Origin of the sequence: Streptomyces vulcanius, assembly GCF_042653945.1 — a bacterium.
GTDB classification, from domain to species: domain Bacteria; phylum Actinomycetota; class Actinomycetes; order Streptomycetales; family Streptomycetaceae; genus Streptomyces; species Streptomyces mangrovi.
In genome coordinates, this window is sequence record NZ_JBHSFK010000062.1 from 26,621 (window position 1) to 52,703 (window position 26,083).

14 protein-coding genes are annotated in these 26,083 nt (G+C 70.7%); 3 read left to right on the forward strand and 11 right to left on the reverse strand.

The annotated features are described in order from the left end of the window. Positions 1–21: 21 nt before the first annotated feature. The 5 genes from ACFPIH_RS52060 to ACFPIH_RS52080 all read right to left on the reverse strand — a co-directional run bounded on the left by ACFPIH_RS52060 (position 22) and on the right by ACFPIH_RS52080 (position 8,644). Positions 22–1,854 carry a right-handed parallel beta-helix repeat-containing protein gene (locus tag ACFPIH_RS52060; protein WP_381186704.1) on the reverse strand — a complete coding sequence of 611 codons (1,833 nt, stop codon included), beginning with the start codon at positions 1,852–1,854 and terminating at the stop codon, positions 22–24. After that, a complete protein-coding gene (locus ACFPIH_RS52065) occupies positions 1,851–3,080 on the reverse strand; it encodes a glycosyltransferase (protein ID WP_381186707.1) in 1,230 nt (409 codons plus the stop codon). Before ACFPIH_RS52065 ends, ACFPIH_RS52060 begins: the two co-directional genes overlap by 4 nt. Before the next feature lie 162 nt (positions 3,081–3,242). Further along, a complete protein-coding gene (locus tag ACFPIH_RS52070; protein WP_381186710.1) occupies positions 3,243–4,130 on the reverse strand; it encodes a hypothetical protein in 888 nt (295 codons plus the stop codon). Positions 4,131–4,602: 472 nt separating this feature from the next. Further along, positions 4,603–7,728, reverse strand: coding sequence for a PA14 domain-containing protein (locus ACFPIH_RS52075; protein ID WP_381186713.1), 3,126 nt, complete (start codon positions 7,726–7,728; stop codon positions 4,603–4,605). A gap of 208 nt (positions 7,729–7,936) precedes the next feature. Beyond that, positions 7,937–8,644: a DUF4232 domain-containing protein gene (locus tag ACFPIH_RS52080; protein ID WP_381186716.1), complete on the reverse strand. Its 708-nt coding sequence runs from the start codon at positions 8,642–8,644 to the stop codon at positions 7,937–7,939. 155 nt (positions 8,645–8,799) lie between these two features. Here ACFPIH_RS52080 and ACFPIH_RS52085 point away from each other — a divergent pair, with 155 nt between their 5' ends. After that, the gene (locus ACFPIH_RS52085; protein ID WP_381186718.1) at positions 8,800–8,958 is read left to right on the forward strand and encodes a hypothetical protein; all 159 of its coding nucleotides are present in this window, start codon (positions 8,800–8,802) and stop codon (positions 8,956–8,958) included. A 412-nt stretch (positions 8,959–9,370) separates the two neighbouring features. Then, complete coding sequence (locus ACFPIH_RS52090; protein WP_381186720.1) at positions 9,371–12,517, forward strand: ATP-binding protein; 3,147 nt, start codon at positions 9,371–9,373, stop codon at positions 12,515–12,517. On the opposite strand, the gene ACFPIH_RS52095 is transcribed toward ACFPIH_RS52090, so the two are convergent. The 3 genes from ACFPIH_RS52095 to ACFPIH_RS52105 all read right to left on the reverse strand — a co-directional run bounded on the left by ACFPIH_RS52095 (position 12,495) and on the right by ACFPIH_RS52105 (position 17,920). Next, positions 12,495–13,289, reverse strand: a complete 795-nt coding sequence (locus tag ACFPIH_RS52095; protein ID WP_381186722.1) for an ABC transporter permease — start codon at positions 13,287–13,289, stop codon at positions 12,495–12,497. The two genes, ACFPIH_RS52090 and ACFPIH_RS52095, sit on opposite strands and share 23 nt — an antisense overlap. Next, positions 13,286–14,263, reverse strand: coding sequence for an ATP-binding cassette domain-containing protein (locus ACFPIH_RS52100; protein WP_381186725.1), 978 nt, complete (start codon positions 14,261–14,263; stop codon positions 13,286–13,288). The genes ACFPIH_RS52095 and ACFPIH_RS52100 overlap by 4 nt, the downstream gene beginning before the upstream one ends. 90 nt (positions 14,264–14,353) lie before the next feature. Continuing rightward, positions 14,354–17,920, reverse strand: a complete 3,567-nt coding sequence (locus tag ACFPIH_RS52105; protein ID WP_381186728.1) for a helix-turn-helix domain-containing protein — start codon at positions 17,918–17,920, stop codon at positions 14,354–14,356. A gap of 194 nt (positions 17,921–18,114) precedes the next feature. Between ACFPIH_RS52105 and ACFPIH_RS52110 the strand changes: the two genes are divergently transcribed. Continuing rightward, positions 18,115–19,623, forward strand: a complete 1,509-nt coding sequence (locus tag ACFPIH_RS52110) for a TIR domain-containing protein (protein WP_381186730.1) — start codon at positions 18,115–18,117, stop codon at positions 19,621–19,623. On the opposite strand, the gene ACFPIH_RS52115 is transcribed toward ACFPIH_RS52110, so the two are convergent. Genes ACFPIH_RS52115 through ACFPIH_RS52125 form a run of 3 tightly spaced genes read right to left on the reverse strand, consistent with a single transcriptional unit; the run spans position 19,582 to position 25,849 of the window. After that, entirely contained in the window at positions 19,582–20,625 is a 1,044-nt protein-coding gene (locus ACFPIH_RS52115) for a hypothetical protein (protein WP_381186732.1), read from the reverse strand. The two genes, ACFPIH_RS52110 and ACFPIH_RS52115, sit on opposite strands and share 42 nt — an antisense overlap. 15 nt (positions 20,626–20,640) lie before the next feature. Next, positions 20,641–21,357: a hypothetical protein gene (locus tag ACFPIH_RS52120; protein WP_381186735.1), complete on the reverse strand. Its 717-nt coding sequence runs from the start codon at positions 21,355–21,357 to the stop codon at positions 20,641–20,643. A 40-nt stretch (positions 21,358–21,397) separates the two neighbouring features. Beyond that, on the reverse strand, positions 21,398–25,849 hold the full coding sequence (locus ACFPIH_RS52125) for a CHAT domain-containing protein (protein WP_381186737.1): 4,452 nt from the start codon (positions 25,847–25,849) through the stop codon (positions 21,398–21,400). Between the last annotated feature and the right edge of the window lie 234 nt (positions 25,850–26,083).

The window sequence follows — 26,083 nt, forward strand, 5'->3', positions numbered from 1 at the left end:
GGCGCATGCGGTGTTCGCAGGTCAGGCCGTGTTCCGTACGTGGGCCGCCACCCGGGGGCGCGGTGTCCTGCGGTGGCGGACCTGGTGGATGGTCTGGAACAGCACGGCGAGGGTGAGCGCGACCAGCGCCGCGAACCCGAGCCAGGGGAACGGCGGCAGGGTCACCTCCGTGTTCCCGAGCCGCTTGATCGTGCCCTCCCCGGAGAGGGCGGTGGGGGCTCTCACCCGCGAGTCCGTGATGCTCATCCACGCACCCGCGTCCGCCTGGATTCCCTTGCGCTCGGCGAGAATGTCCAGGTCCTGGCCGCGTGCGCGCACATCGGCGGCCAGGTGCACGCCCCGGCGGGAATCGCTGACAGTCAGCTTCTCGAGCCGGGCGGAGGCGCCGAGGTCGACGGCCGTGACGGTGCCGGAGACCGACCCGCCGGTGACGACGAGGCCCGGCGACGCGGAGGCCAGGCCCTTGCGGGAGGTGCCGCTGATCCGGACGTCGGACAGGACGACGCCCTTGGTGGTGGCCGAGGCGGTGACTCCCGCCCGGCCGCCGCGGACCACCACGGAGTGCAACGCGATGTCGCGGGCGCGCCCGTAGACCTTGACGCCGGTGCCGGCGCCGGTGACGGTCGTCCCGTCCACCTGTACGGCGGGACCGCCGATCGCGACGCCCCGGTCGAAGCCGCTGATCGTGCCGCCGGTGACGGTGGCGCCGGCGATGTCCGCGGCGAGCGTCACCCCGGCGCCGTCCCCGTCCCCGCCTCCGGTGAGCCGGGCATCGCGTACGGCGACCCGTGCGCCCGGCCCGGAGACGCCGATCGCGGAGGGCGCACCGTCCACCACGGCTTTGTCGAGGGTGCAGGAGGCGCAGGAGACCAGGCGGACACCGCCGCCGGCGTCGTGGTGCGAGGCGGTTCCCGTGAGGGTCAGGCCGCGCTGGGCGGTGGCCTTGATACCGGTGCCGTGGCTGTCGCTGGTGGTGACGCCGGACAGACTGCGGCGGTCGGTGCCGCCGACGGTCACGCCGTTGCCGCCGCTGCCCTCGACGGTCAGCCCCCGTACGGTGGTGCCCCGGTCGCCCTTGAGTACGACGCCGTCCTGGACGGACGCCTTGACGGTGACCTTGTCGAGCGCCACCCCGGTCGATCCGGCCAGTCGCAGGCCGGTGCGGCCCCCCTGGAACGTCGAGTCGGTGGCGGAGCCGCTGGCGGCCCGGCCCCAGGTGACCCCGGACTCCCGGCTCGGGGCGCCGGCCCCCCGGCCGAAGCCGATCACTTTGCTTCCGGTGATCGTCAGGTGGCCGCCCGCCCCCATGGCGAGGTACGGGCGTCCGGCCAGGCCGGCGGGGGCCGGGTCGGTCCCGTCCGCGAGCGCGGACGCCAGGGTGACGTCGTCGATGTCGAGGGTGGCCCGGCTGCCTCTGATCCAGGTGCCGGACGCGGCGGTCTTCCCGGCGGTCATCAGCACGGTGGGTGTACGGCGGCCCAGTTGCAGGGTGGTGCCGGGAGCGAGCAGCACGGCCGTGTTGATCCGCACAGTCCTCGACGCACCCGACGCACCCGCCTTCCCCGGTGCGTAACCGACCCACTCGCGGCCGGCGTTGGCGGCCAGCCAGCTGAGCGGGAGCGGTCCGTACGACGGGTACAGCCGTTTCACCACCGAGCCGTGACTGACCAGTGCGACGGTGCCGGGCCTGACCACCATCAGCCGGTCCGGTCGTCCGCTGCGCTGCCAGGCGGCGACGTCCGGGTCGCCCTGGGCGGCACCGGCGGCGTGGGCGGCGGGCGCGACGGCGGCCAGCAGGGCGGCCGCGGCGAGGGCCGCGCGGGTCAGGTGAACGAGGTGCCTCATGCCGCTCATGCCGCGACCTCCGCCTCGGCGGGCTGCGCGGTCCTGACGACGACGCCGTTCTCCACCGACACCTGCCTCGTCAGCCAGCGCTGCTTGCGGATGGTGGCGAGCGCGCAGAGCTTGACGACGGCCATCATGAACGAGACCAGGACGAAGCCGGGCACCAGGAAGAACGACGAGGGCTTGCGCACCAGGTGCGGAAGGATCTTCATCGACCGGCTCACCCACCACCAGCCGGCCAGACAGGCGACGAAGAACCAGTCCTCCCGGATGATCGCCCAGGTCATGAAGAACGGCGAGAACAGCAGGGTGAAGCTGCTGACCCCCTTGTCCATCATGGTGAAGGCGAGGAAGGGGTGCCGCCAGACCCAGCGGCGCGACAGCGCCCTCAGGTCGGAGCGCCAGGTGTTGCGGGCCCAGCGCAGCCGCTGCTTGAGGAAGATCCGCAGTGTGCCGGGGAAGGTCGACCAGACGCGGGCCGAGCGCTGCATGTAGGTGAGGTGACCGCGCTCCAGGATCAGCGTGGTCAGCCGCTTGTCGTCGCCCGACATACAGGGGACGCCCATGAACGTCTCCGCCATGAAGTCGTCGGATATCTCAAGCAGCAGTTCGCGCCGGTAGACGGCGGTGCGCCCGGACAGGCACGAGACGGCGCGGCCCATGACGGTCTGCGCGGCGTTCTCGTCGAAGTACCGGTAGTCAAGGAACATGTCGTTGACCCGCTGGAGGAAGCCCTTGGGGTTGTAGACGTTCTGCCGGGTCCCGACCCCGCCGATCCTGGGGTCGGCGAAGGGCTTGCAGACCTCCCGGGCGACGTCGTCCGCCCAGATGGTGTCCGAGTCGACCAGCGCCACCAGGTCGGTGGAGCACACCTCCCACCCCTTGCGCAGGGCGTCGCGCTTGCCGGGCACGTCGGTGACGACGACGGTCACCGGATAGCGCGCCGCGATCTCCTGACAGGCCTGGTCGGTGACGTCGATGACCAGGACGACCTCGTCCACCCCGTTCGCCAGCCACGACTCGATCGCGTGGGCGAAGATCTCCGGATCTTCCTGGTACACCGGCACGACGATGCTCATCGGAAGGGAGTGGTCGTCCGTCACGGACCGGTAGAGAGCCGCGGGCGCGCGCCGCACGAGCCAGCAGGCCCAGCGGACCAGCCCGAGTATGCCCAGCGGCAGGTAGACGAGGTAGTACCGGAAGTCCAGCAAGGTGGTGTCGAAAAGTCCGCTCATGGGCCTGTTCTCGTTGGGTCCACAGGTGTCTGACAGCCTCCGCCGCCGCGCCGGCCATGCGGCACGGCAGCGGAGTGAAACGCCCGGGGCCGGAGTCCGGCCCGGGGAACCGCCCGGGAGCAGCCCGGGCAGAATCGTTTCGGCTAGCGCCGGTCGCAGGGCCTAGGCGGTCAGGGCCTCCGCCTCCATCTCGGCCACCTCGGCGAGCTTGTCGTTCACGGCGACGACCGCCTGGAGCAGCGGCATCTCGACGCCGATCGACGCGGCGAGGCCGAGGAATCCCTGGGTGTCCTTCGGCAGGCAGACACCGCCGTACGGGGCGCCGCCCCGGATGCCGTAGTGCGGGTTGTAGGAGGCCTCCGCCGAGCGGGCCACGGTCTGCGCGATCGGGTCGAGGTCGAGACCGAGGTGCTGGCCCACCAGCCACATCTCGTTCCAGAAGCTGATCTTCGTGGCGTTGTAGATGTTGTGGGCGCACTTGACGAACTCCGCCTCGGCGGGGTTCGAGAAGAAGCGTGTCTCGCCGCCGAAGGGCGCCAGCAACTCGGCCAGCCGCTCCCGGGTGCGTACGCTGCGCGAGGCGATGACGGTCATCCACGGGTGGCGGAAGTCCTCGACCGCGGTGGCCGCGCGGAGGAACTCCGGGTTGCTGGCGAGCGAGAAGCCCTCGCCGACGGTTCGGCCGGCGTGCTTCTCCAGCAGCGGCTGCACGAGGCCCTCGGCCGTGCCCGGCGGAACCGTGGAGCGGACCACGACGACATGCGTGCCCGTGGCGTCGGCCAGCGCCTCGCCCACGGAGGCGGTGCCCGCCTCGAAGGCCGACAGGTCGTAGCGGTGGCCGACGTTGGGCGTGGGCAGCGTGAGGAAGATGAACGCGTCCGACTCGGCGCTCAGATCGAGTTCGGCGCGCGCGTCCAGCCCCTGGGAGCGCAGGTAGAGCAGACGCTGCGGCGCCACATCGATGAAGGTCACGTGGTGTCCGGCGTTGAGGAACCCCTTGCCGGTGGCTGTTCCGACCACACCGGAACCCACGATGAAGATTCTGGCCATTTGAATCAGTCTCCTGTTCGGATTCGGATGCCGGCGAGCAGCCGAATACGGAAGCGGAATGAGGGAATCCGACGACAGGGAAAGGTAAACGCCAAACTGCGCGGAATGCGGCGGCCAGCACTGATGGCTGTACCTGAGCGCAGTTCGCTGTGGATTCACTGGAACGCGTGCGGCATCGACACGCCTCCCCTTGTGGCGTGCGGCCGACAACGCGACGGCGCGAGAAGACGCCGTCGACGAAAACCCCCCAAACCCCCTGTCAGTGCTGCGCCAAGTGACGACACCCCCCACTTGGTGCCTGTCGCTAAAAATCAGACAGTATGAAGTTATACACGGGATCCAGCCATCGATGGAGAGATGGCTGTTAATTGCTTATGTCGGAAGAGTAAAGCTCACCCCGCATGGAAGTGCTTATGGCATATGCCCGAATGGGGGCGTAATTACATGGCCTTTACACGCCTACACGCGAGCTTCACCCGGATGCCGGGCGGGTGGCGGGGACCGCTCCGTAGCCCAGTTGCTCGGGGAGGCTGCCGTCCTGGCCGTAGATCTGGACCTGGTAGTAGGAGGTGGCCCCGGGCGGTGCGGTGGTGTCCAGGTAGGACACGGCGGTGCCGGGGAGGGTCGAGGTCAGTTCGTCCCATGCCTGGGTGGTGGGGTTCCAGCGCTGGACCGCGGCCGAGGACAGCGGCGGGCACCAGTCGTACCGGCAGGACCACGTCCAGGTGAGCAGTACGCCGTCCGCGGAGCCGTTCGCGGCCAGGGTCATGGAGCCGCCGTAGCCGTCGCCCACCCACGGCAGCACCGCCGCCTCGGAACGCACGCCGGCGGCGTCCACGGCCACTACCCCGTAATAGGTGTTGGACAGGGGAGAGGGTGCGGCGGTGTCGGTCACGGTGGTGCCGGTCACCGGCTGCTCCTGGACACGGGTGCCGGGGTGGGCGGCGTCGTGCCAGTACCGGTAGACCAGGTAGCCGGTGGCGCCGGGGACCGGCTGCCAGGACAGGATCGCCTGGTCACCGTCCTGTCGCGCGGCCAGCCCCGCGGGTCGGTCGGGACGTGCGGTGGACTCGGGATACGGGCGCACCGCGCAGGTGTCCTCGGAGAAGTTCGAGCGGTTTCCCGCCGCGCTCACGGCGATGGTCCGGTAGCAGGAGGGCGCTCCGGCCGGTGCGCCGGTGTCGGTCCACTCCGGGGAGGTCGTCGCGGGGATGTCGTCGCCGGTCTTGATGTACACGGCCTCCGACTCGGTGCGGCGCCAGACCTCGTAGCTCGCCGCGGCGGGGTCGTTGACCGCCCAGGTCAGCCGGACGCCGTCAGCGGTACCCGCCGCGGTCGGCGTCTCGGGCTGCTGCGGGCTGCCGGGGGCCGGCCCGTCGGACGTGTCGGGGACGTCGATCCAGAGCGGGTCGCTGTAGTTGCCCTGGAAGCCGCGCACCGTCAGGCAGTAACGGCCTTTGCGGAACGGGTTGGTGTCCAGGTAGTAGGAGTCGGCCGTGTGGAAGGTGTCGACGCTCGCGCACGGGCTGCCGTAGGTCGTGCGGAACAGGTAGTAGAGGTAGACCTCGGACGGCGGGGAGTCGTCCCAGTCGAGCAGGATGCCGCCGGTGTCGCTGTCGCGGGTGGCGGTCAGCCCGGTGGGCGTGGGCGGCTTCGGCGCCGGCGGGGCCGTCCGCTTGAGCTGCACCACGGTGCCGGAGGAGCGGTTGCCCAGCTGGTCGACGGCGACGACCCGGTAGTACGGGGTGGCGTCGGCGGCGATCGGGCCGTCGGTGAGGGTGCAGCGGACCTGTTCCTCGGTGCCGGGCACGGCGGCGCACTGGGGTGTGCGGGGGCTTCCGGCGTCGGTGAACGGGCCGTCGGGGCTCGTGCCGCGGGTGACCTGGTAGCCGGCGAAGTCCTGCTCGTAGCCGGGCCAGCCGATGGTGGTCCAGGCCAGGGTGGCGGTGGTGCCGCCGTCGGGTGCGGTGGCCTCGGGCGCGGCGGGCGCACGGGGCGCGGTGGTGTCCGGCGGCAGCGGGCGGCTGACGGCGACCGGCTCGGTCCAGGCCGAGTACGCGCGCGGCGTGTCGGCGTCGGTCACCTTGCCGACGGTGCGCACCCGGTAGTGGCGGGTGCCGCCGGCGGACAGGGTGGTGTCGGTGAACTGCGACGAGGTGAGGGGGGTGTCGGCGTCGACGCGCAGGATCCAGGGACCGGAGGCCGATGAGGCGGACTGCACCTGGTAGCCGGCGGTCAGGCCGTGCACGGGGCTGCCGACCGGGTTGTCGGTCCAGTCCAGCGCGGCGTCGTCACCGCTGAGCGTGCCCTTGAGCCCGGTGGGCTGCTGCGGCGGGTACAGCCCGGTGTCGGGGCGGAGCGCGGAGGCGACGGTCCGGGCGTACTCACCGGGCTCGGTGGTGGCCGGGGCGGACTCGTTGCCGGCGGTGTCGACGGCCGTCACCCGGTAGTACGCGGTGATGCCGATCGGGGCGTTCTTGTCGGCGTAGGCGTTGTCCTGGACCACGCGGGCGTCGGCGCTCCTGATTCTGGTCCAGGGGCCGCCGGGGGCGGTGGCGCGGTACACGTGGTAGCCGGCGAAGGCGTCGGTGGTGCTGTAGTCGTCGTCCCAACTCGGGCCCCAGCTCAGGTGGTTCTCGCCGAGGTCGTCGCCGGCGTCGGGTACGCCGTTGCCGTTGAGGTCGATGTCGCCGTAGCCGTCGGCCCCCAGGATGTCCGGAGCCCGCGGCGGGGTCTTGTCGGCCGGGACGGCCGAGACGTTGGCCGAGGCACGGGACTGGTTGCCCGCGCGGTCCACGGCGGTGACGGCGAACCAGTACTTGGTGCCGTTGCGCAGCCCGGTCGAGGCGAATGAGGCACCGGTCAGCGGACGCGAGCCACTGACCCGGTGCGCGGTGTCGATCGCCACGGGCTTGCTGGTGGAGCGGTAGACCCGGTAACCGGCCAGATCCGCCTCGGCGTTGCGGGCCCAGCCGACGGTGGCCCGGCCGTCACCGGGCACCGCCTTCACGGAGGCGGGAGCCAGGGGGGCGACCTTGTCCGGAGTCCTCGGGGCGAGGCTGACGGTGACGTTGGCCGGGCCCGTGAGAGCCACGTAGTCGACCCGCACGGTGTGCGTTCCGGCGGGCACCGTCACCTTGACGCTCTTGCTCTGGGTGGAGGCGTAGTCGCGCCACAGGTTGACGTGGCGCTTGCCGTCGATCCAGACCCGGACGCCGTCCTGGGCCGCGGTCTTCAGCAGGAAGGGGCCGCCTCCGCCGAAGTTGCGGCGCATCGTCCAGCGGACACCGAAGCGGTCGTTGGGCAGGGATATCCCGGCGGGGTGTCCCCTGCCCCAGTTCTCTTTCACCGCGGTGTCGCACAGTGACTTGCGGGGCGTGCCGGTGAGGGTGGTGTTGGGGTAGTAGTCGGCCTTCCACACCCCGGCGGCGCAGCTCACGGCCGCGACCGGCGCTGCGTCCGGCCGGGCCGGGAGCCGCGACTGGGGCGGGCTCTGCACGGTACCGGCGATGAGCGCGGCTCCGGCGGCGGCGGTGAGCGGCAGCAGCAGCCGGTGCGGCGCCCGGACACGGAACGGCGGGGGAACGGGTCTGCCCATACGGGGCGTCATCCTTCCTCAGGCCCGGCGCACCACCTGTGGCATGACGGCTCGGATGGTCCCCCGGGTGGTCACATTTCCTGCCCGGCGATGATGGCATGCGAACAGATATTCGCGTGCGGAATTGTGCAGAACTCGCGCAGAAAAGGCATCCCCATACGGAAGCACTCATTCCCGCACGGTCCCCGCCGTCCGTGTTCGGTCCGCGTCAGCTCGTGAAGGGAACGGCGTCGGCTGCGGACGTGTGCCAGTTGGTGACGATCGGCTCGTCGACGACGAACGTGCCGACGTTCAGGGACTCCGGGTTCGGGTCGTCGTCGGAGACGGAGACGATGAGGAAGTCCAGTTCCTTGCCGCCGTTCCCCTTGGTGGACTTCGCGGCCACACCGGCGTAGGCGGTGACCCCGGCCCGCAGCGTGATCGCCTCACCCACGGACTGCTCCGCGGGCCCGGCTTCCGTTCCGTCCGATCCGAAGGCCACGACCGGCAGCGCGGCGGGCAGGATGCAGGTGATGCCGGACTTGGCCTTGGCCTTGATCAGGAAGTAGCCACCCGCCTGGGACTCGGAACTCACGCTCCAGGAGATGTCGTTGGTACCGCAGCTCTGCCCGTAGCCGCTCTTGTCCGCGCTGTTGTCCGTGCCGCTGTCCGCGCCGTTGTCCGCGGACGTGTCGTCGCCGTCCGTCTTCGAGGTGCCGGAGCCACTGCTTGCGCTGCTCTTGTCCCCGCCCTCGCCATCGCTGGACGCCGTCGGGCTCGCCTGGTCGGATGCCGCCGAGGAGCCCGACGAGGCGGTCACGCCGGGCGACGTGGCAGCCGGCGCCGACGACGCGTCACCGCCTTCGCACGCTGTCATCAGCAGACCCGCGCTGACCACGGAGGTGACAGCAAGGGCGGTGCGCAGACGACGGTTCATCACGGATTTCCTTTTTCAAGTGACGGTTGCGGAGCGCCAGGTGCTGGGCCACCGCGTGTTTACGATCACCATGATGATCATTCCTGGTTGCCAGGTTCATGCCGTCTCCGGCCCATGACCTGACTGTCACTCATCCGTGACACGGGCTGCGTGCGGTGACTGATGGAACCACCAGAGTCCTCACGTGGGAGGAAGACGCACGCATCGAGCTCCGCAACCTGGGCGGAGAGATCGTCATCGAGGCCAGCGCCGCCGGGCTGAAGACCCTGGCCGGCTCAGCAAGCCTGGTCTTGGAGAGGTGCGACGACGAATAGCTCGTGTACGGGAGCGGATGGAGGGGTCGCACCGTGCCTGGGTGTCGGACAGTGCGCGGGACAGCGGTGGTCTCACTCCGGCCGTTGGCCCAGGCGCACCAAGAGGCCGGGGCGGGCGGTGGACACTGTTCCTGTCGCTCGCCCGGCTGGGGCACGCGGTGACCCTGAGATGCGGCCCGGCAGGTGCTGCGCGACCTGTCCACGGCCGGTTCCCTGGTCCGCGAGGTCCTCGGGCTCAGCGCTTCCATCGCGCGCACCCGAAGGTCTCCGTGCGGGTGGTCGACCCGGAGCGGGGACCCGCCGTGGCACAGATGGTCGAGGCCGGCCCGGACAAGGTCAGGGCCTGGCTCGGCTGACCGCACAGGCACCCGTCCGCGGGTGCGCCCGGCGTTCCGCTGGTTAACCTTCGGGCATGACCACCGAGTTGGCTCTGCTGTCCCGAGTCGCCTGTCGCGGGCGGGAGATCACCGCGCCCCGGCTGCGCGGGCTGTTGGCGTTGCTCGCCGGGGAGCTGCGTACCGGTTGCAGCACCGGCCGGCTGGTGGAGGGGCTGTGGCCGGACGAACTGCCGGAGCGGCCGGGCAAGGCGGTACAGGTCCTGGTGTCGAGGCTCAGGACACAGCTGGGCGCCGAGCTGATCGTGAGCACCCCGACGGGGTACCGGCTGGCGCTGGACGAGGCGCAGGTCGACAGTTCCGCGCTGCTGCTGCACGAGGCGGCGAGTGCCGAGCGGGCGCGGGCCGGGGACCACGAGGGTGCCCTGGCGCAGGCCGAGGCCGGCCTGGCGCTCTGGGACGGGAGCGTGGGCGCCGGTGCGGGAGAGGACCTGCACGATCCGGTGGTGGCGCTGCGCGCCGACCGGGGCCGGGCGCACCGTGCGCTGGTCCGCTTCCGGGCGCTCGCGCTCGCCCGGGTGGGGCGGCGGGAGGAGGCGGCGGCGCCGCTGGCCGGGCTGGCCCGGGAGCTGCCGCGGGACGAGGAGGTGCTGGCCGAGCTGCTGCGGTGCGAGGCCGCGACCGCCGGACGGGCGGCGGCACTGACCCGGTACGACGCCTATCGCCGCCGGCTGCGGGACGAGCTGGGGACCGATCCGGGGCCCGGGCTCAGATCCGTGTACCAGGAGTTGGTGCGGGCGGACGTGCCGACGGCCCGGCACGGTGTGCCGCACGAGCCGAACCCGCTGCTGGGGCGGGACGCCGACATCGCCGCCGTGGGCAGGCTGCTGCGCGAGATGCGGGTGGTCACGGTCGTCGGTCCCGGCGGGCTTGGCAAGACCCGGCTCTCCCACGCGGTGAGCCGCGCGGCCGAGCAGCCCGTGGTCCATTTCGTCACCCTGGCCGGTGTCCTCGCCGATGACGACGTCGTCGGCGAAGTGGCCTCGGCCGTCGGCGCCGGGGAGGGCCGGTTCGGCGGGGACGCGGTGGGCGGCATCGTCGCCGCGCTGGGCGCCGGGCCCGCGCTGCTGGTGCTGGACAACTGCGAGCAGGTGATCCCCGGATCGGCGGATCTCGTACAGGCGCTGGTGTCGCGGTCGAAGGAGCTGCGGATCCTGACCACCAGCCGGGCTCCGCTGGGGCTGTCCTCGGAGTCCGTGTACGCCCTGCCGGAGCTTTCGCTGGAGACGTCGGTCGAGCTCTTCGGGCAGCGGGCGCGGGCCGCCAGACCCGGCGTGGAACTGCCCGCCGGCCAGGTGGCCGAGATCTGCCGCCACCTGGACGGGCTGCCGCTGGCCGTCGAACTCGCCGCGGCCCGGGTCCGGGTGCTCTCCGTGGCCGACATCTCGCGCCGGCTCCGCGACCGCTTCGCCCTGCTGCGCGGCGGCGCCCGCGACGCGCCCGAGCGGCATCGCACGCTGCAGGCCGTGGTCGAGTGGAGCTGGAATCTGCTGGAGCCCGACGGGCGGGCGGCGCTGCGCGCGTTGTCGGTGTTCCCCGGGGGCTTCACCGAGGACGGGGCCCAGTGCGTGCTCGGCGCGAGCGCGGACGCGCTGACGCTGCTGGAGCAGCTGGCGGACCAGTCCCTGGTCAAGGTCGGAGACACCCCGTCCGGGCTGCGCTTCCACATGCTGGAGACGCTGCGGGAGTTCAGTGCGGCCCGGCGCGCCGAGGCCGGTGAGGAGGAGGCGGTGACCGGCCGGTTCCTTCTCTGGGCCCGGGACTTCGGGCGTGCGCACCACGACGTGCTGTTCGGCGGCGGCACGCAGCGCCCGTGGCTGCGCATCCTGGCCGAGCAGGACAACCTCGTCCTGGCCCTGCGGTACGCGCTGGCCCGCGCCGACGGGCCCACCACCGCGGCTCTCACCGCCGCGCTGGGCTCGTTGTGGGCCACCGGCTCCAACTACGCCCGGCTCGCCGCCCTCGCCGAGGAGACCGCCGGACCGCTGTCCCATTTCCGTCCCGGCCCCGAGAACGCTGCGGACGCCGAAGACATCGAGACGGCCCGCAGCGCGGCGACGGTGTGCACGGCCAGCCTTTTCATGGGCCGCGGCCCCTACGCCGTACGCCATCTCGTCACGCTGCGCCGGCTGCCGCCGGCGTCGCCGGACACGCTGTCGCGGGCGCTGGCCATCGTGCTGTGCGCCTTCCCGGAGATGCACCCGCCGCGGTACACGCGGCTGCAGGAACTCTGCGACGCCGACGCGCCCATGCTGGCGGGCATGGCGGCGGGTGTCGCCAGCTATGTGTGGGAGGCCGAGCAGGACACGGAGCGCGCGCTGGTGTGCGCCCGCCGGATGCTCGACGTGCTGGGGCCGCTCGAGAATCCGGCGATGCGGCTGATCGCTCATGGGCGGATCAGCGAGCTGTGCCTGAAGTCCGGGCACGGCGCGGAGGCGTACGACCATCTGCGCGCCGCGCTGAGCGCGCTCGACGAGGTCGGCGACTGGTCGGACTTGATCGGCGTCCGCTGGGGGCTCGTGCTCGCCTGTCTGCAGCGCGGGGAGGTCGACGAGGCGGAGTACTGGCTGGGACTCGCGGCCGGGGAGCAGCAGCCGGAGTCCCCCGAGACCTTCGGCACCGATCTGTCGGCCCGCGCGGAGATCGCGCTGGCCCGCGGGCTGACCGAGGTCGGGCTCGGGCTGTGGCGCCAGGCGGTGGAGCAGAGCCGGGAGGGCATCCTGCTGCACGCCGACGATCCGTTCGTGGATCCGTGGGCGCTGGAGATCCAGTCGGCCGCGCTCGCGGCGCACGCGCAGTACGGCCGGCTCGAGCCGGTGGCCGGGCTGGCCGGGCAACTGCGGGAACGGCTGCTCGGGATGCTGTCCGGCTCCTCGGGCGACGGCTCTCCGGCGGAACTGCCGGTGTACGGCACGGTGTTGCTGGCGCTCGGCTTCGCCGGGCTGGCCGCGGGCGACCCGGCGGGCGTACGGCTGGTGGCGCTGGCGGAGCGGATGCCGGCGGTACGGGAGTTCCCCACCCTGTCCTCGGCCCGGTCCCGGCAGGCCGCCGAGAACGCCGACAGGGCGGCCTACGACGACGCGAGGTCGACGTACGCCACCCTGGAGCGGGAGGAGCTTCGGGCCGCGGCCCTGCACGAACTCAACTCCTCGGTTCGCGGTTGAACTTCGCCTTGGCCCACAGGTAGCCCAGCAGCGACAGTCCCAGGCACCAGGCGACGGCCAGCACCGCGTTCTTCGTGCCGATCTCGGTGCCCAGGAGCAGCCCGCGCAGGGTCTCGATGACGGACGAGAACGGCTGGTACTCGGCGAACCAGCGGAACCAGCCCGGCATGGCGTCCACCGGCACGAACGCGCTGGACAGGAACGGCAGCATCACCAGCGGCGTCCCGATGTTGCTGGCGCCCTCGGGGTTGGGGCTGATCAGGCCGATGCCGACCGCGAGCCAGGCCAGTGCGAGGCTGACCAGAGCCATCAGCCCGGCCGCCGCGATCCACTCCACCGGTGACGCGTCGGGCCGGAAGCCGATGGCCAGTCCGATGCCCAGGACCAGCACCAGGGACATCATCGTCTGGATCACGCTGCCGATCACGTGGCCGATCAGCACGGAGGCGCGGGAGATCGCCATGGTGCGGAACCGGGCCATGATGCCCTCGGTCATGTCGGTGCACACGGCCACCGCGGTGCCGAGCGAGGTCATGGCCACGGTCAGCAGAAGAATGCCGGGGACGAGATAGGCGACGTAGTCGGCGCGGTCCGCGTGACCGCCATTGATGCCGGCGCTCATCACGTTGCCGAAGACGTACACGAACAGCAGCAGCAGGATGACCGGGGTGAGCAGGAGGTTCAGGGTGAGGGAGGGGTAGCGGCGCGCGTGCAGGAGGTTGCGCCGGAGCATGGTCATGTTGTCGCGGAACGCGTAGGACGCGGTGCTCATCGGACGGTCTCCTTGTCGGCGGGCTGAGAAGATGCGGGGCTTGCGGTCAGGGCGAAGAACACGTCGTCCAGGTCCGGGGTGTGCACGGACAGCTCGTCGGCCTCGACACCGGCGGCGTCCAGCCAGTCGAGGACGGCACGCAGCTCGCGCTGGCTTCCGTCGCTGGGGATCTGCAGGGTGAGCGCCTCGTCGTCGCGGGTGGTCTCGCGCAGTGCGGTCGCCGCCCGCTCGTACGCCACCGGGTCGGAGAAGCGCAGCCGTACGTGGCCGCCGGGGACGAGCCGCTTGAGTTCGTCGGCGCTGCCCTCGGCGACGAGCCTGCCGCCGTTGAGCACCGCGATACGGTCGGCGAGCTGGTCGGCCTCCTCCAGGTACTGGGTGGTCAGGAAGACCGTCGTACCGCCGGAGACCAGCTCGCGGATGATCTGCCACATGGTGTGCCGGGATCGCGGGTCGAGGCCGGTGGTCGGCTCGTCGAGGAAGATGATCCGCGGGCTGCCGACCAGGGTCATGGCGATGTCGAGGCGGCGCTTCATACCGCCGGAGTAGGTGGAGGCGGGCTTCTTGGCGGCCTCGACCAGGTCGAAGCGCTCCAGCAGTCCGGCGGTGACCCGCCGGCCCTCGCCCTTGGACAGGTGGTGCAGGTCGGCCATCAGGAGCATGTTCTCCTCGCCGGTGATCAGACCGTCCACGGCGGAGAACTGACCGGTGACCCCGATGGCGGCCCGGACGGCCTGGGCCTCGGCGGTGAGGTCGTGTCCGGCGATCCGCGCCTGTCCGCCGTCGGCGGAGATCAGCGTCGACAGGATGTTGACCACCGTGGTCTTGCCCGCGCCGTTCGGCCCGAGGAGGGAGAAGATCGTGCCGGCGGGCACCTGGATGTCTATGCCGTCGAGGACGGTCTTGTCCCCGTAGGACTTCCGCAGCCCGGTGGCCGCGATCGCGGGTTCGTGTTCGTGGTTCGTCGTCGTCATGCCGCAGAGCTTGCGGGCCGGGCGGTTCAGAACGGCCTCAACCCGGTTTCAGCCCGCCTGCGAGAGCTTCAGGGCGTTGAAACCCGCAGTTCAGACCAAGGCTTGCACCGATTCCAGCAGTGTGCCGGCGGCCATTGCCCAGGTTCGCCTCACCGCCATCTCATCACGCAGAGTCCTGGCCGCTGCGAATGTCGGCCTCGGATTGTTCAAAACCGCGATGATTGCGTCACCCCAACGAAGAGCGTCCCGTTTTTCACCGGTTACGGGGATGATCCGGTTCGACAACTCGACGGACAGGTCGGCGCGAAGCTCATCGAGCATTGCGCCCAGGCCGCTTCGCTTGCTGATCAGTGTCGGCACACCCATGGTGATGGCCTCCAGGCCAACGAGGCCAAATCCCTCCGTGCGGGAAGGCATGACAACCACATTCGCATGGTGCAGGTCCTGGCTGAGCGTCGTCCTGTCGGAAGAATAGGGACGGGGAGTGACGCGCAGCGCGGGTGTACCGGCCCAGCCCCGGACCGCGTCCACCAATTCATTCGCTTTCCCGGACTCGACACCTCTCAGGACCAGTTCGACCTCTGGGTCGTTCGGCCCTCGCTGCCCCAGTGCGTATCCCAGCGCACGGGCGGCGATGTCCAGGCCTTTCACCCTCGCTTCGCGCAGGTTCAGGCGCCCGACCAGGAGAACACGCACGGTGTCGCTCGGCGGTGGGGGTTCTGGCACCTCCTCGAGCGCGTCGAAACCCGGATCGAACCGCAATGGTTCCGGGCACCGTGAACCACGCAATCGGTCGCGCAGGTAGTGGTGAAGAACCGGGCCCACGCCAATCGCCAGGTCGGCTCTTCTGGCGATCGCAAGCTCACGCTGAATGCGTTGCTCGGCCACTGCCATGGGATCACTGTCCGGGCCGTCATTCTTCTCGAACTCAACTCGGTCGGAGATCACATGGAAGAAATGCAGTAATTTCGCGTTCCGGAAGTGGTCGTCGACCAGCCACATGGCGGCCTCGCCGGTCTTGCGGCCATGGCCGATCACGACGTCCGGGACGACGCCCGAGGGCAACTCGGGGGGACGGGACAGGGCGGCTTCTGGGAGACCGAGCGAGGGTGGCGGATGGACCAGGCGGACACCCACCGCCTCGGCGTCGCGACGCTCCTGCTCGGATGCCTGCGGTGTCGAGCAGAGGACCGTGGCTCCTTGCGCCGCGAGGGCCTTGCAGAGCTCGCGGTTCAGCGTGCTCAACCCACCATGCGCGGACGACCATTCGGTGTTGACCGCGAGTACGTTCAGCGGTCGCCCGGCCCTGGCTGTCACCCGTGGTCTCCTCTCGCTCCACGCACCGGACTCCCTGCGTTCCTTCCCGTTCTGTGCGGTTCGTTCGGCCCGCAGACGTTCTGCTTCCTCGGTCGCGCCCACCTCCTCGTAGAGAGCGATCGCCGCTGCGCGGTGGGCGTCGGAGTCGACGGCTCGGCCCTGCATGCCGGCCGCCCGGCTGAGGCCCTCGACCGCCGCCGCCTCCTCCCGAAGCGCTCCAGCCGACCGGGCATGCAGTATTGCCTGGTGGAAATGCTCGACAGCCATTTCAGTCTTGCCCAGGAGCAGCTCGGTCCGGCCGAGATGGGAGAGAAGCTGGGCGGTGTCCCCGTCGAGAAAACGGAGCCCTACGAAGTCACTGAGCGCCTGATGGAAGTGCCTTTCTGCTTCGGCAAGCATGCCGAGCCGCAGTTCGCAGCGCGCGATGCAGTCCAGAGCGATAGCGGCGTTGGGGTATTGTTCTCTGCTGCGGTAGAACTCCCATGCCGTCACCCCCAGGTCGAGCGCCTGTTGAAAGTCGCCACTGTCGTAGGCCAGCCAGGAATGGTTCGCCACGACGTTCATCTCCCCGTAGGGATCACCGGCTTTTGCAAACTCGCCCCGCGCGCGGGAGTAGAGGCGCATCGCCTCGTCCTTCCGGTCGATCTGGGTACAGGCCAGACCCAGGTTGTTCAGGACGATTGCCATGACCTTGTGGTCACCGGACTTGGTCGCGGAGACAAGTGCTCGCTCGTAGCAGGCAACCATGAGTTCCCACTGCTTGGTGGTGTAGAAGTATCCCCGGAGGTAATAGGCGAACTGCCAGCAAGCGGTGTCCTCACCGTGCTGCGCCATTTCCTGGACTATGGGTAAGAAGTTGTCGACCTCGTGGTCCATCCATTGCTTGGCCGAGCCGGCGTCCCGGAACTCCGGAACAATCACCGCAGATGACGGTGCGTCCAGCGGCATTCGATACCGGTGCTCGTCAATCCGAGTGTCCGCCGCAGCAGCAGCGTGCAGGCAGTAGTCGAAGAGCCTGCGCCGGGCCGCTGTGGCCTCCGGTTCAGACAGAATCCCGGCCTCGGGCCGATGCAAGTGATCACGCAGCAGGTCGTGCAGCCGGTAGGCGTTGTGCGAGTGCCGCTCCAACATCCCAGACCTGATCAGCTCGTCGAGCCGGCCTTCGGCATCCGCAGGCGCGACCCCGGCCAAGGCGCCCGCCGCGTGCGCGTCCACCCGAGCACCCGGGTGGAGAGCGATGAGGGCGAGCATTGCCTGCTGAGCGTCGGAGAGAGTCGCGCAGGACGCGGCGAACACCGTGGTCATGCTCCGCATGCCGTCGTCCAGTTCTCGCGGCCGCACAGCCTGGTCGGCCAGGCGAGCTGCGACGTCCTCCAGCCGCCGCACGGGGTTGTCGCGGAACCGGGACGCCACAATGCACAAGGCCAGCGGTAGTTCGCAGCACAACTTGGCGATCTCGGCGACCACGGCCGGGTCACCACGTTCGTCGGATCCCGGAGGTAGTTGGGCGACCCAGTGAAAGAGCTCCGCGGCGCTTCTCGGGTCCAATGCCTTGATCTGCCGATGAAACACCGCGTCCAGGGCACTGAGCGGCTGCCTGCTCGTGATGACCACCGCAGAGCGGCCGTTCGGAGGCAGCAGGCGGGCGACCTGATGGGCATCGCTCACGCTGTCAAGGATCAGCAGCACGCGGCGATGGGTCAGCTTCTGGCGCAACAGCGCCCCACGGTCCTCGACGGCCCGCGGCACCAACTCACCGGGGACCCCCAGGCGGCGCAGGACGCGGTCGAGGGCTTCGTCTTCCCCGGTAGGGCGGTTGTCCAGGCTGTACCCCTGCATGTCGAAATACAGGCAGCCGTCGGGATAGTTTTCGCGCAGCGACTCTGCGACCCACAGGGCGATCGCCGTCTTGCCGACACCCGGCATGCCGTGCAGAACGCATATACGGGCCGCCCTCCGGTCGTCGACAACCAGCAGGTACCGCTCAAGTGCCTCGACGTCGTCCTGCCGGCCGATCAGCCTGCGGGGGCCCGCCGGCAGGTCGAACGTGCGCTCAGCCTGCGCTCGCCGATGCCCCATGGCCAGTACGGCGGCAGCGCGGGCCAGCTCGTCCCCGGTGCCGAACTCCCGATCGCAGGCAGCCGCGAAGGTCGTCGTCGGTGGTGAGAGCCCTTGCTCCACCCGACTGATCTGCGCCTTGCTGTAGTGGATAAGAGCACCGAGTTCCCGCAAGGACAGGCCGGCCGCCAATCGCAAGGCGCGCACCCTGGTGCCGAAGTCCGTCCGGTCTTCCACCGCTCCCCGTTCCCCCTTCTCTCTTCTTTCAGCCGCCCGTTCCATCGCCCCGTCCTGATTGTGGCTCAGGAACCCCGGGTGAGAAGTCGGCCTCATCCGGCTGTGCGTTACGAATCGAGAGGGAAACGAATGTAACGGCTGGGTCCGAGACACGGCCTCGTCCGGTGAGAGAACCTCGGGCGAGAACATTGCCTGAGGACGGTGCGGTTCTGCCGTCGGCCGGAGAGGAACCCAACGGTTTGCTGCAACCGATCTATGACGTCTTCCTGTCCGTCTCGGGTGCGGACCGGGAACCGGGCCGGGAACTCGCGGCCGAGCTGCGGGCGCTCGGCCTTCGGGTCTTCGTCGACGAAGACCGGATCGAGCCGTTCACCAGCATCACCGCAAGCATCCAGGACGCCCTCCGCACGGCGAAGACGCTCGTTGCCTACTACTCTGCCGACTATGCGGCCCGGCCGGCGTGCCAGCGGGAACTCATGACGGCCTTCCTTGCCGGGCAGTGGGAAGGGGACCCCTGCGGGCGCATCATGGTGATCAATCCCGAACCGGGCACGGACCACCTGCGGCCGGTCCAACTGGCCGATGCCAAGTTCGCGCTGCCGGCCACCGGCGTCGCTGAGATAGCACGGCTGGTGGCGAAAACCGCCACGGGGATTGAGGGATCGATCGGTGAGGTCCCACCGGCCACGAGACCACGCTGGTCCGCCCGACGATCCGGCTGCATGCGGAACTTCACCGGCCGATACCGCGAGCTCTGGGATCTGCACACCGCGCTGCACGCGGCCGATTTCCCGCTGATCCAGGAGACGGCCCGCGGACCGTTCGTATCGGTGCGCGGGTTGCCCGGGGCGGGCAAGACCGCGTTGGTCACCGCCTATGCCTGGCGGTTCGCTGCCGCCTTCCCCGGCGGGATTCACTGGGTGAGCCTCGCAGGCGCGAATGCCGACCCCGACGCCCTGCGCGAGCGGTACACGCGTGAACTCCGCCGCGTCGCAGGAGAAATCGACATCGACCTCAGGACGGTTCCCGACGATCACGTGGCCGATGCGGTGGCCCGCAGGCTGCGGTGTGCAGGTGCCGCCAGCCTTTGGGTGATCGACGACATGCCGGATGGTCTGGGCCCTGCCGTCCTGGATCTCCTGCCGCTCCCCGCGGAAAGCGGGGCGCGGACCGTCCTCATCAGCGAAGAGGACGCTTTCGGCGATCTGTTTCCCGTGGTGCGAGTGGGCCCGTTGCCCGTGCTCGACGCGGTCGGACTCCTCGACGGCTACCGCCTGCCGGACGGTGATACCGACAGCCAGGCGCGGAACAGTGTCGTACTCGGCTTGGGCGGCAACGCCGGTGCTCTGGTCGCCGTGGGCGAGCACCTGCGGGACCGTCATGGACTGTCGTCCTACTCTTCCATAGCTGCGGAGGTCGACACTGTCGGGGACCTCGCCAACGCAGTCTTCGGCGGTGTCCGCCGCCTCCTCGAGAGGATGGGTCCGGCGGAGCTGGCCCTCCTCCGGCTGGCCGACAGGTCGGGGGGCAACGTGTTCCCGGCCAGGCTCCTCGCAGCGCTGTTGCCGAGTCTCACCACGACCGAGGTCGGCACGGCCCTGAAACGACTGTCCTCCCGGTCGGCGGCTTCCCGAGTGGGCGCCACGTGGTGGCTGGACCCCCTGGTGGTGCGCGCCGCACGGGTGGGAAGCAGTGCCCGGCCCGGATCACCGCGGCGGCGCGACGCCGAGTCCCATCGCCTCTCGTAGATCGCACCAGTCTCCGGTGGACCGGAACCGGGCGTGCAGGGCTTTGGTCAGGGTTGACCGAAAGGTCGGCAGGAGATCGTGGCTCGGGCCCGCGGTGCGGACGGCTGCCCGTGCGGCGGTGAGCGCTTCGTCCAGATCGGCTGTTCCGGTTCGGCTGCCCAGCCGCTGGTGGCGGTGGCAGAGGTAGAGGCTGAGATTGTTCTGGAACATCGGAAGGTACTTGTGACCGTCGGCAACGGCGGCGCAGGCCGCACGGGCCGTGCTCACGGCCTCGTCCAGGTCGGCCTGGTGGCCCTGTGACCGGAAGCGCTTCTCCAGCGCGCCGCTCAGCCGGTGGAGGTAGAGGCCGTGCTCGGGGGTGGCGGGAGGAGCGGACTTCACCGCGTCGCGCCAGGCGCGTATGACCGGTTCCAGGTCGGCCGGTTCGCCGGACAGTCTCTCCCTGGTCTCCAGGGCCAGGGAGAGGTCATGGAGGCGCTCGGCGCGCTCCGCGGGCGCCGCGGAAGGGTCGTCGTCGAGGGAGTGGCGGAACAGCTCGATGGCGTGCAGCAGTTCCGGCGCGTCGGCTGACGTCGGCTTGCACCTCCTCATGATGTCCCGGGCGCTCATCGCCTTGAACCTGCCGAAGGTCATGCCCGGGGTGCGGAGTTCCTCACGCAGGCCGACCGGCAGCAGGTCGGGGTCCGCCTGCGCGAAGATCTTGAGCAGGCGCCGCACCTCGGGGTCCCAGCGTGCGAAGGGCAGGAGCAGTCCGACGGCCTGCACCAGTGACGTCCGGCCCTCGGCTGCCGGCAGGGCCGCGTACCGCAGGTGGAGGAAGCCGGCCACGATGACGGCGACCAGCTGTTCCTCAGGTCCGCCACGTGCCGCTGTGAGAACCAGGGCGGCCTCGTCGTCGGCCTCGGGCGCGAGACAAGGCGCTGGATCGAACACACTGTCGATCCGCTTGCTCAGGCTCTCCAGGGCCCGACGGGCGAGAGCGTCGTGCGGGAAGGGGATCATGGCTCGCTCATGTCCTCAGACGGGCCGGGGGCCGGCCAGGTGGAGATGGCGCTGGATGTCCCGCGCGCGGGCCAGCAGGGGGATGGCGGGCCGGCCTCGGAGCGAAGCCTTGACCCGGACGGTGAGCTCGGCCCGGACCGGGGTCGCGGCCGGCGCGCTCACCAGGAGGTGCAGTTCCTGGTCGGTGTGGAGATAGCCGGACCTGGGATGGAAGTCCCAGCACGCCTTGCGGAAGCCCACTCCGGACGTGGTGAGGGTGGGCACGTACACGGTGCGCGTCGTCGCGCGCTCGGACTGGGCGGTCAGATCGGCGACGCTCGCCACGGTCTTGAAGGACAGGCCGACCACCCGGCGGCTCTCGACTTCCATGGGCAGTTCCTGCACCTCACGCGGCGACATGTCGATGACGGTGGTGCCCGGAGTGGGGCCGAGGTCGACCTGGACGCGCCCCCAGGAGAAGGTGCATTCCGGGTGCGCGTGCAGGATGAACAGCAGCGGTACGTGGTAGGCAGCCGACTCGACCGGCAACTCGGCGCTCTCCACGGGCTCCGGGGTGCCGCGTGCGATGGCGATGCGGTTGCCGCGCCGCAGGATCCTCAGCTCCTCGTCGCCGAGGACCACGGGCGGCTGCGTCACGCCCGGATCCGCTCGCAGGGCGAGGCCGGGGTCCCATGCGTCCGGGTCGACGTCGAATTCCAGGTCGACGCTGTGGTGGAACTCGTAGTCCGTCATCTTCGCTCTGTCCGCTCCGTGTTCTTCCCGTGCGCTGCCGTCAGCGCCAGTCGCCGGTCAGTTGGAATCCCGCCCAACGGTCGAACCGTTTCGGGCCGTTGTTCTCCCGGGCCGTCAGTACGGCTTCGCGCAACGCGTCGGTTCTGCTGAGGCAGCGCCGGCCGATGCCGTCGTAGAACGCGCCCATGATCTCGGCCGTGGGACCGTCCGGCACCTTCCACAGGCTGACGAGCACGGAGTCCGCGCCGGCGAAGAGCAACGCGCGGGTGAGGCCGGTGAGTTCGTCGGCCGCGTCGGTCGCGCTCACTCCCGTCTCGCAGGCCGACAGCGTCACGAGGGACAGGTCCGGCGCCCGGTGCCGGATGATGTCCCGTGCGGTGAGCAGTCCGTCGGCGAGGACGAGACCGGAGGCCAGCGGGTCGGTGGCGTCGAAGCGGGCGTGCCCGGCGACATGCAGAACGGACGTCCGGGTGAGCGCGTCGAGGACGGCGCCCATGGTCGCGTCCCGCCCCAGCACAGGCCGGACCCCGAACTCCGCGGCGAGGCGCAGCGCCTCCACGCGCGTGCCGTGCAGATCGCCGGTCGGATCGCCGAAGACCTCGACGCGGCGGTCGGCGGAGCCGGACCGCGCGGACCCCACCACCCGCAGGAAGGAGCCGCTGGGCAGCAGGCTCACCGGGTTGCGCTCCAGCAGGGTCCGCCCGCCGGTGTTGATCGCCCCCAGCGGAACGTGGTGCAGGAAACCGGTCGGACAGACGAGCAGCACGTCCTCCGGATCGGAGACCGAGGCCAACAGGTCCGCAACAGGGGCGAGTTGGTGCTGGAAGAGGTCCTCCATGTCGGCTGCCAGGGGCCGTACCCGGTCGCAACCACCGAAGTTCTGCCGTACGAACCCGGCCAGCTCACTCACGTCGGCCGACAGGCTGCGGAGCCGTGGGCCGGAGCCGTCGGAGCGCAGCGCGATCACGCCCAGCCGCCGGTCGTCGAGCAGGACCAGACTGGCCAGCACCACGGTCCGGCCCTTCACCAGGGTGGTCAGGGTCCTCGCGATGTCGTCCGGGTCGGCCGGACGACCCTGCCGTGCCTCGGCGTAGGCCGCGGCAGCCGGGGCCTCCTGCCGCATGGCCGCCCAGATGTCGTCGAGCTCGCCCTGGACTTCGCGGTACGACTCCCAGAAGTCCGGGCTGCGCTCGCCCGTCCAGGCACGCAGGCCCGCGCGCCGGGCGAGCAGCTCCGCCTCGCGCCGTACGAGCCCGGCCGGCACCTCGGCGGGCACGGTGAGTTCGGCCTCGCCCAGCACGTCGAGGAAGGTCCTGGCCCGCATCGCCTCGTGGGCGGCCCAGGCATGCCGGAACGCATCCGCGTCACCGTCGCCGTCGGCACGACGGAAGTGGATGCGGGTCAACTCGGCGAAGGAGCCGACCTGTTCGTTCTGGATCGCGATCCGCTGGTCGGCGTCGGCCGCGTTCGCATGCAGCAGGTCGGCGACGTACGTGACCACCGTCAGCAGTTGCACGGCGGTGTCGTCCTCGCCCGACTCCTGGAACAGCCCGGCGAGTTCCAGCAGCGCCGGCTTGGCCTGCTCGGCCTTGGTCACCCGGTACCGGACCCCGTCCGACGCCGTCCAGCACAGCGGGTCCTCGCTCCCGGCGCCGGTCTCGTCACGCACGCTCGCAAGGAGAAGCTCCTGCTCCGCGTGGTGCCGTGCGTCGCCGCCCAGGGCCTCGCCCAGGTCGGGGCGGGCGCGGAGCACACGGGCGATGTCCAGGTGGCAGCCCGTCGCCCGGCGGGACATGCCGGTCTGCTCCTCGAGCTGCCGGGCCCGTGCGAAGCACGCCAGAGCGCTGCGGTGCATCCCCATGGTGTGCCGCGCCCGCCCCAGCCCGACGATCGCGTTGATCAGTGTGACGGGCACGACGAGGTTCGGGTTCTCGTCCTCCGCGAGGCGCACGGCTTCCTGGAACGCGCCCATGCCGAAGTCCCGCTTGCCCTGCCGCAGGGCGTTGCGGCCCGCGGCAACGTACCTCTCGACCTCCGTGCGGGTCGTGGGCCGGTCCTCCTCCGCCCGCTGCGCCTCGTGGGCGTACGTCAGTGCGGCCATCCGGTCACCGAGCCGGCGGCACACCATCGCGAGCCCGCGCAGCACCGTGGCGAGGACGCTGCGCGGGGCGAACAGCCGGTCGTACTCGGGCACGCCCGCACCGGTCCTGCCGCGCACAGCCTCGTCCGCGAGCAGCAGATCCCGGGCCCGTCGCAGACACGCCTGGGCCTCCGGGAGCTGGTGGTCGGCGATGCGGACGTCGGCGACCGCGGAGAAGGCGTAGGCGAGCAGCCGGTCACGGCTGAGGCCGAGTCGGCTCGGGTGCGCGGCGAGGTCCGCGGGCAGGGCCTGGGCAAGCCTCAGCATCCGCTGGGTCCAGAGCTTCCAGCGGGCGATGTCCCGGTCCTTGTGGTGATAGTGCTCCGCGATGAAGGACGCCTGCAGGGTCGCCCTGACGAGGCGGTGCGGGCCGGCCGCGGCGATCCAGGCGGACGCACGCCGTTCGTCGTCGGCGACGTGCACGAAGCCTCCGGGCTCGTTCTGCCGCACGGCGGCCAGCACGGCGTCCCCGACTCCGGCCACGTCCGGGGGCGGGGCCGAGGACCGGCGGGACGGGTCGACGGGGGCGACCGGGCCGAGGAACATCGCCAGGCCGAGGACGTAGTCCTGGCGGTCCGGGGTGGCGTCCAGACTGCCCGGACGGCTGAACGGCCAGGCCGGCTGCTCCTCGTCGAGCTTGGCCAGCGCCTCCCGTGCCTGTTCCTCGGCCGGATCGAGTTCGAGGGCCTTCGCGTACTGCTCCCGGGCACGCCGCGGTCCCGCCCCGGTGCTCAGCAGGCATACGGCGAGCAGCGCGTGCGCGTGAGCGGTGGGCTCGATGGCCAGGGACTCCTCGCTGTACGCCTGGGCGAGGTGGTGCTGCCCGCGGTAGCGGAGAACGACGCCCAGACGGTGCCAGGCCTCCGCGTGGTCGGGGTCCTGCTCGATGGCCGTCTCGTACTCCCGCTGTGCCTGGTCGAGCCTGCCCGCCGCGAAGTGCCGTTCGCCTCTGCGGAAGTGTTCGTCGGCCACGTTCCGCGTCGTGAGGGACGACACCTCGGCGGTCTGTTCCGGATCGTGCCCGGCCAGGTCCCGGAGCAGGCCGGCACGCTCTCGTTCGGGCAGCCAGGCGGCGATGGCCGCCATGAGGTGGGCCTGGTGTTCCTCCTCCGACAGGGACTTGACGTCGACTCCGGGGTTGAAGTTCAGATACCCGTCGGCTCCGCGCCGTTCCATGTGCACAGCCGTGCGGGGTGTCCGCGGCGCCCTTCGCTCGGGGCCGCCCACGAACATGTGGGTGAACGGAACGCCCACCTCCAGTTCCTCGACCCACTTCTTGAATTCTGGACCGTGGTCCTGGCCGAGGGCGACCGCCAGGTCGCACAGCACCTGGAGGGTGGCCATGTGCCGGATGCCCACACGCTCGCCGACGCGGTATCCCATCAGCCCCGTCAACAGTTCCTTGGCCTTGGGCCAGTCGCCGAGTTGTCCGTGGCACCGGGCCATCCGATGGACGATCTCCTTGTCCTCCGGCGCGGCACGGTGCTGTTCGTCCAGCACCCGGAGGGCGTCCCGCCACGCTTCGCGCCGGGTCAGCTCCCCCACGAGCGCGGTCAGCGCGGTTGGCGGCCTGTCGAGCCCGGCCAGCAGCCGGTCGGCCTCGCGGGCGTTCTCGACGGCCCGTTCGATGCCGTCGGCCAGCCGCAGAGCCTCCTTCTGGAGGTGCTCGGCACGCTCCAGAGTGGTTGGCCCGGGCGGACTCGCCGCCGATCCCCCGACCACGCCCTTCCGACCGGCGGTGTCCGTCCGCAGGGCGCTCGCGCGCCCCGCGTCCAGGGTCTTCCCGCGGTCGTCCAGGGCCCGCTCGAGCTCCGCCGCGGCCTTGGGCTCCAGCTCGGCCAGTCGGTCGACGGCCGTCCTGACGTCTCTTGTCCCGCCGAGGTCACGTCCGGTGACGGCCGCGGCGAGCGAGGCGAGGGCCGCGAGACCCCGGGCTCCGCCGTCGCGGCCGGCGGCGTACTCGTCGGCGGCCAGCCGATAGGCGCGGCGGGCCTGCCATCGCGCCGCCGGAGGCTGTGCGGCGCCGACGATGAAATGCCCGTGCGCCTTGAACAGGTCCCAGCCGGGCACTATGCCCTGCGCCGCTCTCCAGCCCTGCGCACCGTCGGAGGTCGCAAGGACGGTCAGAAGCAGTTCCCCGGCTCCCTGGACGGGCGGTCCGGTCTCGTCCCCCCGTGCCATGCCGTCCCGCGCGCTGCGCAGCAGTGCGATCGTCCCTGTCGCCCGTAAGCCCGGATGCGTACGGCGGACGCGTTCGTGTACCGCCGCCGGGCGGCCCAGCAGCGTGAGTTCGGCGACCCAGCCTCTGGCAGCCGGGAGGTCCTCCTCGGCCAGGCCGGGTAACCGGATCATGCCCGCCCAAGTGCCGGCCAGAGTTGTGAGAAACGTGTCCACCCGTTGCGCCCGTCTGTGGGGTCCCGCCGTTGCCGCGCATATTGCCATCTGTAACCATGGCAAGCACAAAAACTGGACAAGTACCCTTAGCCATAGTCGAGTTGCCTTGCTCACACTCCATAGCTGCAACGTCCTGCTGCCGCTCCTTGTGGGTGTGCCGTGCAACCCTCCCTCGGCCTCGCGAGTCACCAC

Coding starts and splice junctions, on each gene's coding strand:
- ACFPIH_RS52105 (WP_381186728.1), bottom strand. CDS start 17,920: ATGGAACGGGCGGCTGAAAGAAGAGAGAAGGGGGAACGGGGAGCGGTG.
- ACFPIH_RS52090 (WP_381186720.1), top strand. CDS start 9,371: ATGACCACCGAGTTGGCTCTGCTGTCCCGAGTCGCCTGTCGCGGGCGG.
- ACFPIH_RS52080 (WP_381186716.1), bottom strand. CDS start 8,644: ATGAACCGTCGTCTGCGCACCGCCCTTGCTGTCACCTCCGTGGTCAGC.
- ACFPIH_RS52060 (WP_381186704.1), bottom strand. CDS start 1,854: ATGAGCGGCATGAGGCACCTCGTTCACCTGACCCGCGCGGCCCTCGCC.
- ACFPIH_RS52070 (WP_381186710.1), bottom strand. CDS start 4,130: ATGGCCAGAATCTTCATCGTGGGTTCCGGTGTGGTCGGAACAGCCACC.
- ACFPIH_RS52125 (WP_381186737.1), bottom strand. CDS start 25,849: ATGATCCGGTTACCCGGCCTGGCCGAGGAGGACCTCCCGGCTGCCAGA.
- ACFPIH_RS52075 (WP_381186713.1), bottom strand. CDS start 7,728: ATGGGCAGACCCGTTCCCCCGCCGTTCCGTGTCCGGGCGCCGCACCGG.
- ACFPIH_RS52100 (WP_381186725.1), bottom strand. CDS start 14,263: ATGACGACGACGAACCACGAACACGAACCCGCGATCGCGGCCACCGGG.
- ACFPIH_RS52095 (WP_381186722.1), bottom strand. CDS start 13,289: ATGAGCACCGCGTCCTACGCGTTCCGCGACAACATGACCATGCTCCGG.
- ACFPIH_RS52120 (WP_381186735.1), bottom strand. CDS start 21,357: ATGACGGACTACGAGTTCCACCACAGCGTCGACCTGGAATTCGACGTC.
- ACFPIH_RS52115 (WP_381186732.1), bottom strand. CDS start 20,625: ATGATCCCCTTCCCGCACGACGCTCTCGCCCGTCGGGCCCTGGAGAGC.
- ACFPIH_RS52065 (WP_381186707.1), bottom strand. CDS start 3,080: ATGAGCGGACTTTTCGACACCACCTTGCTGGACTTCCGGTACTACCTC.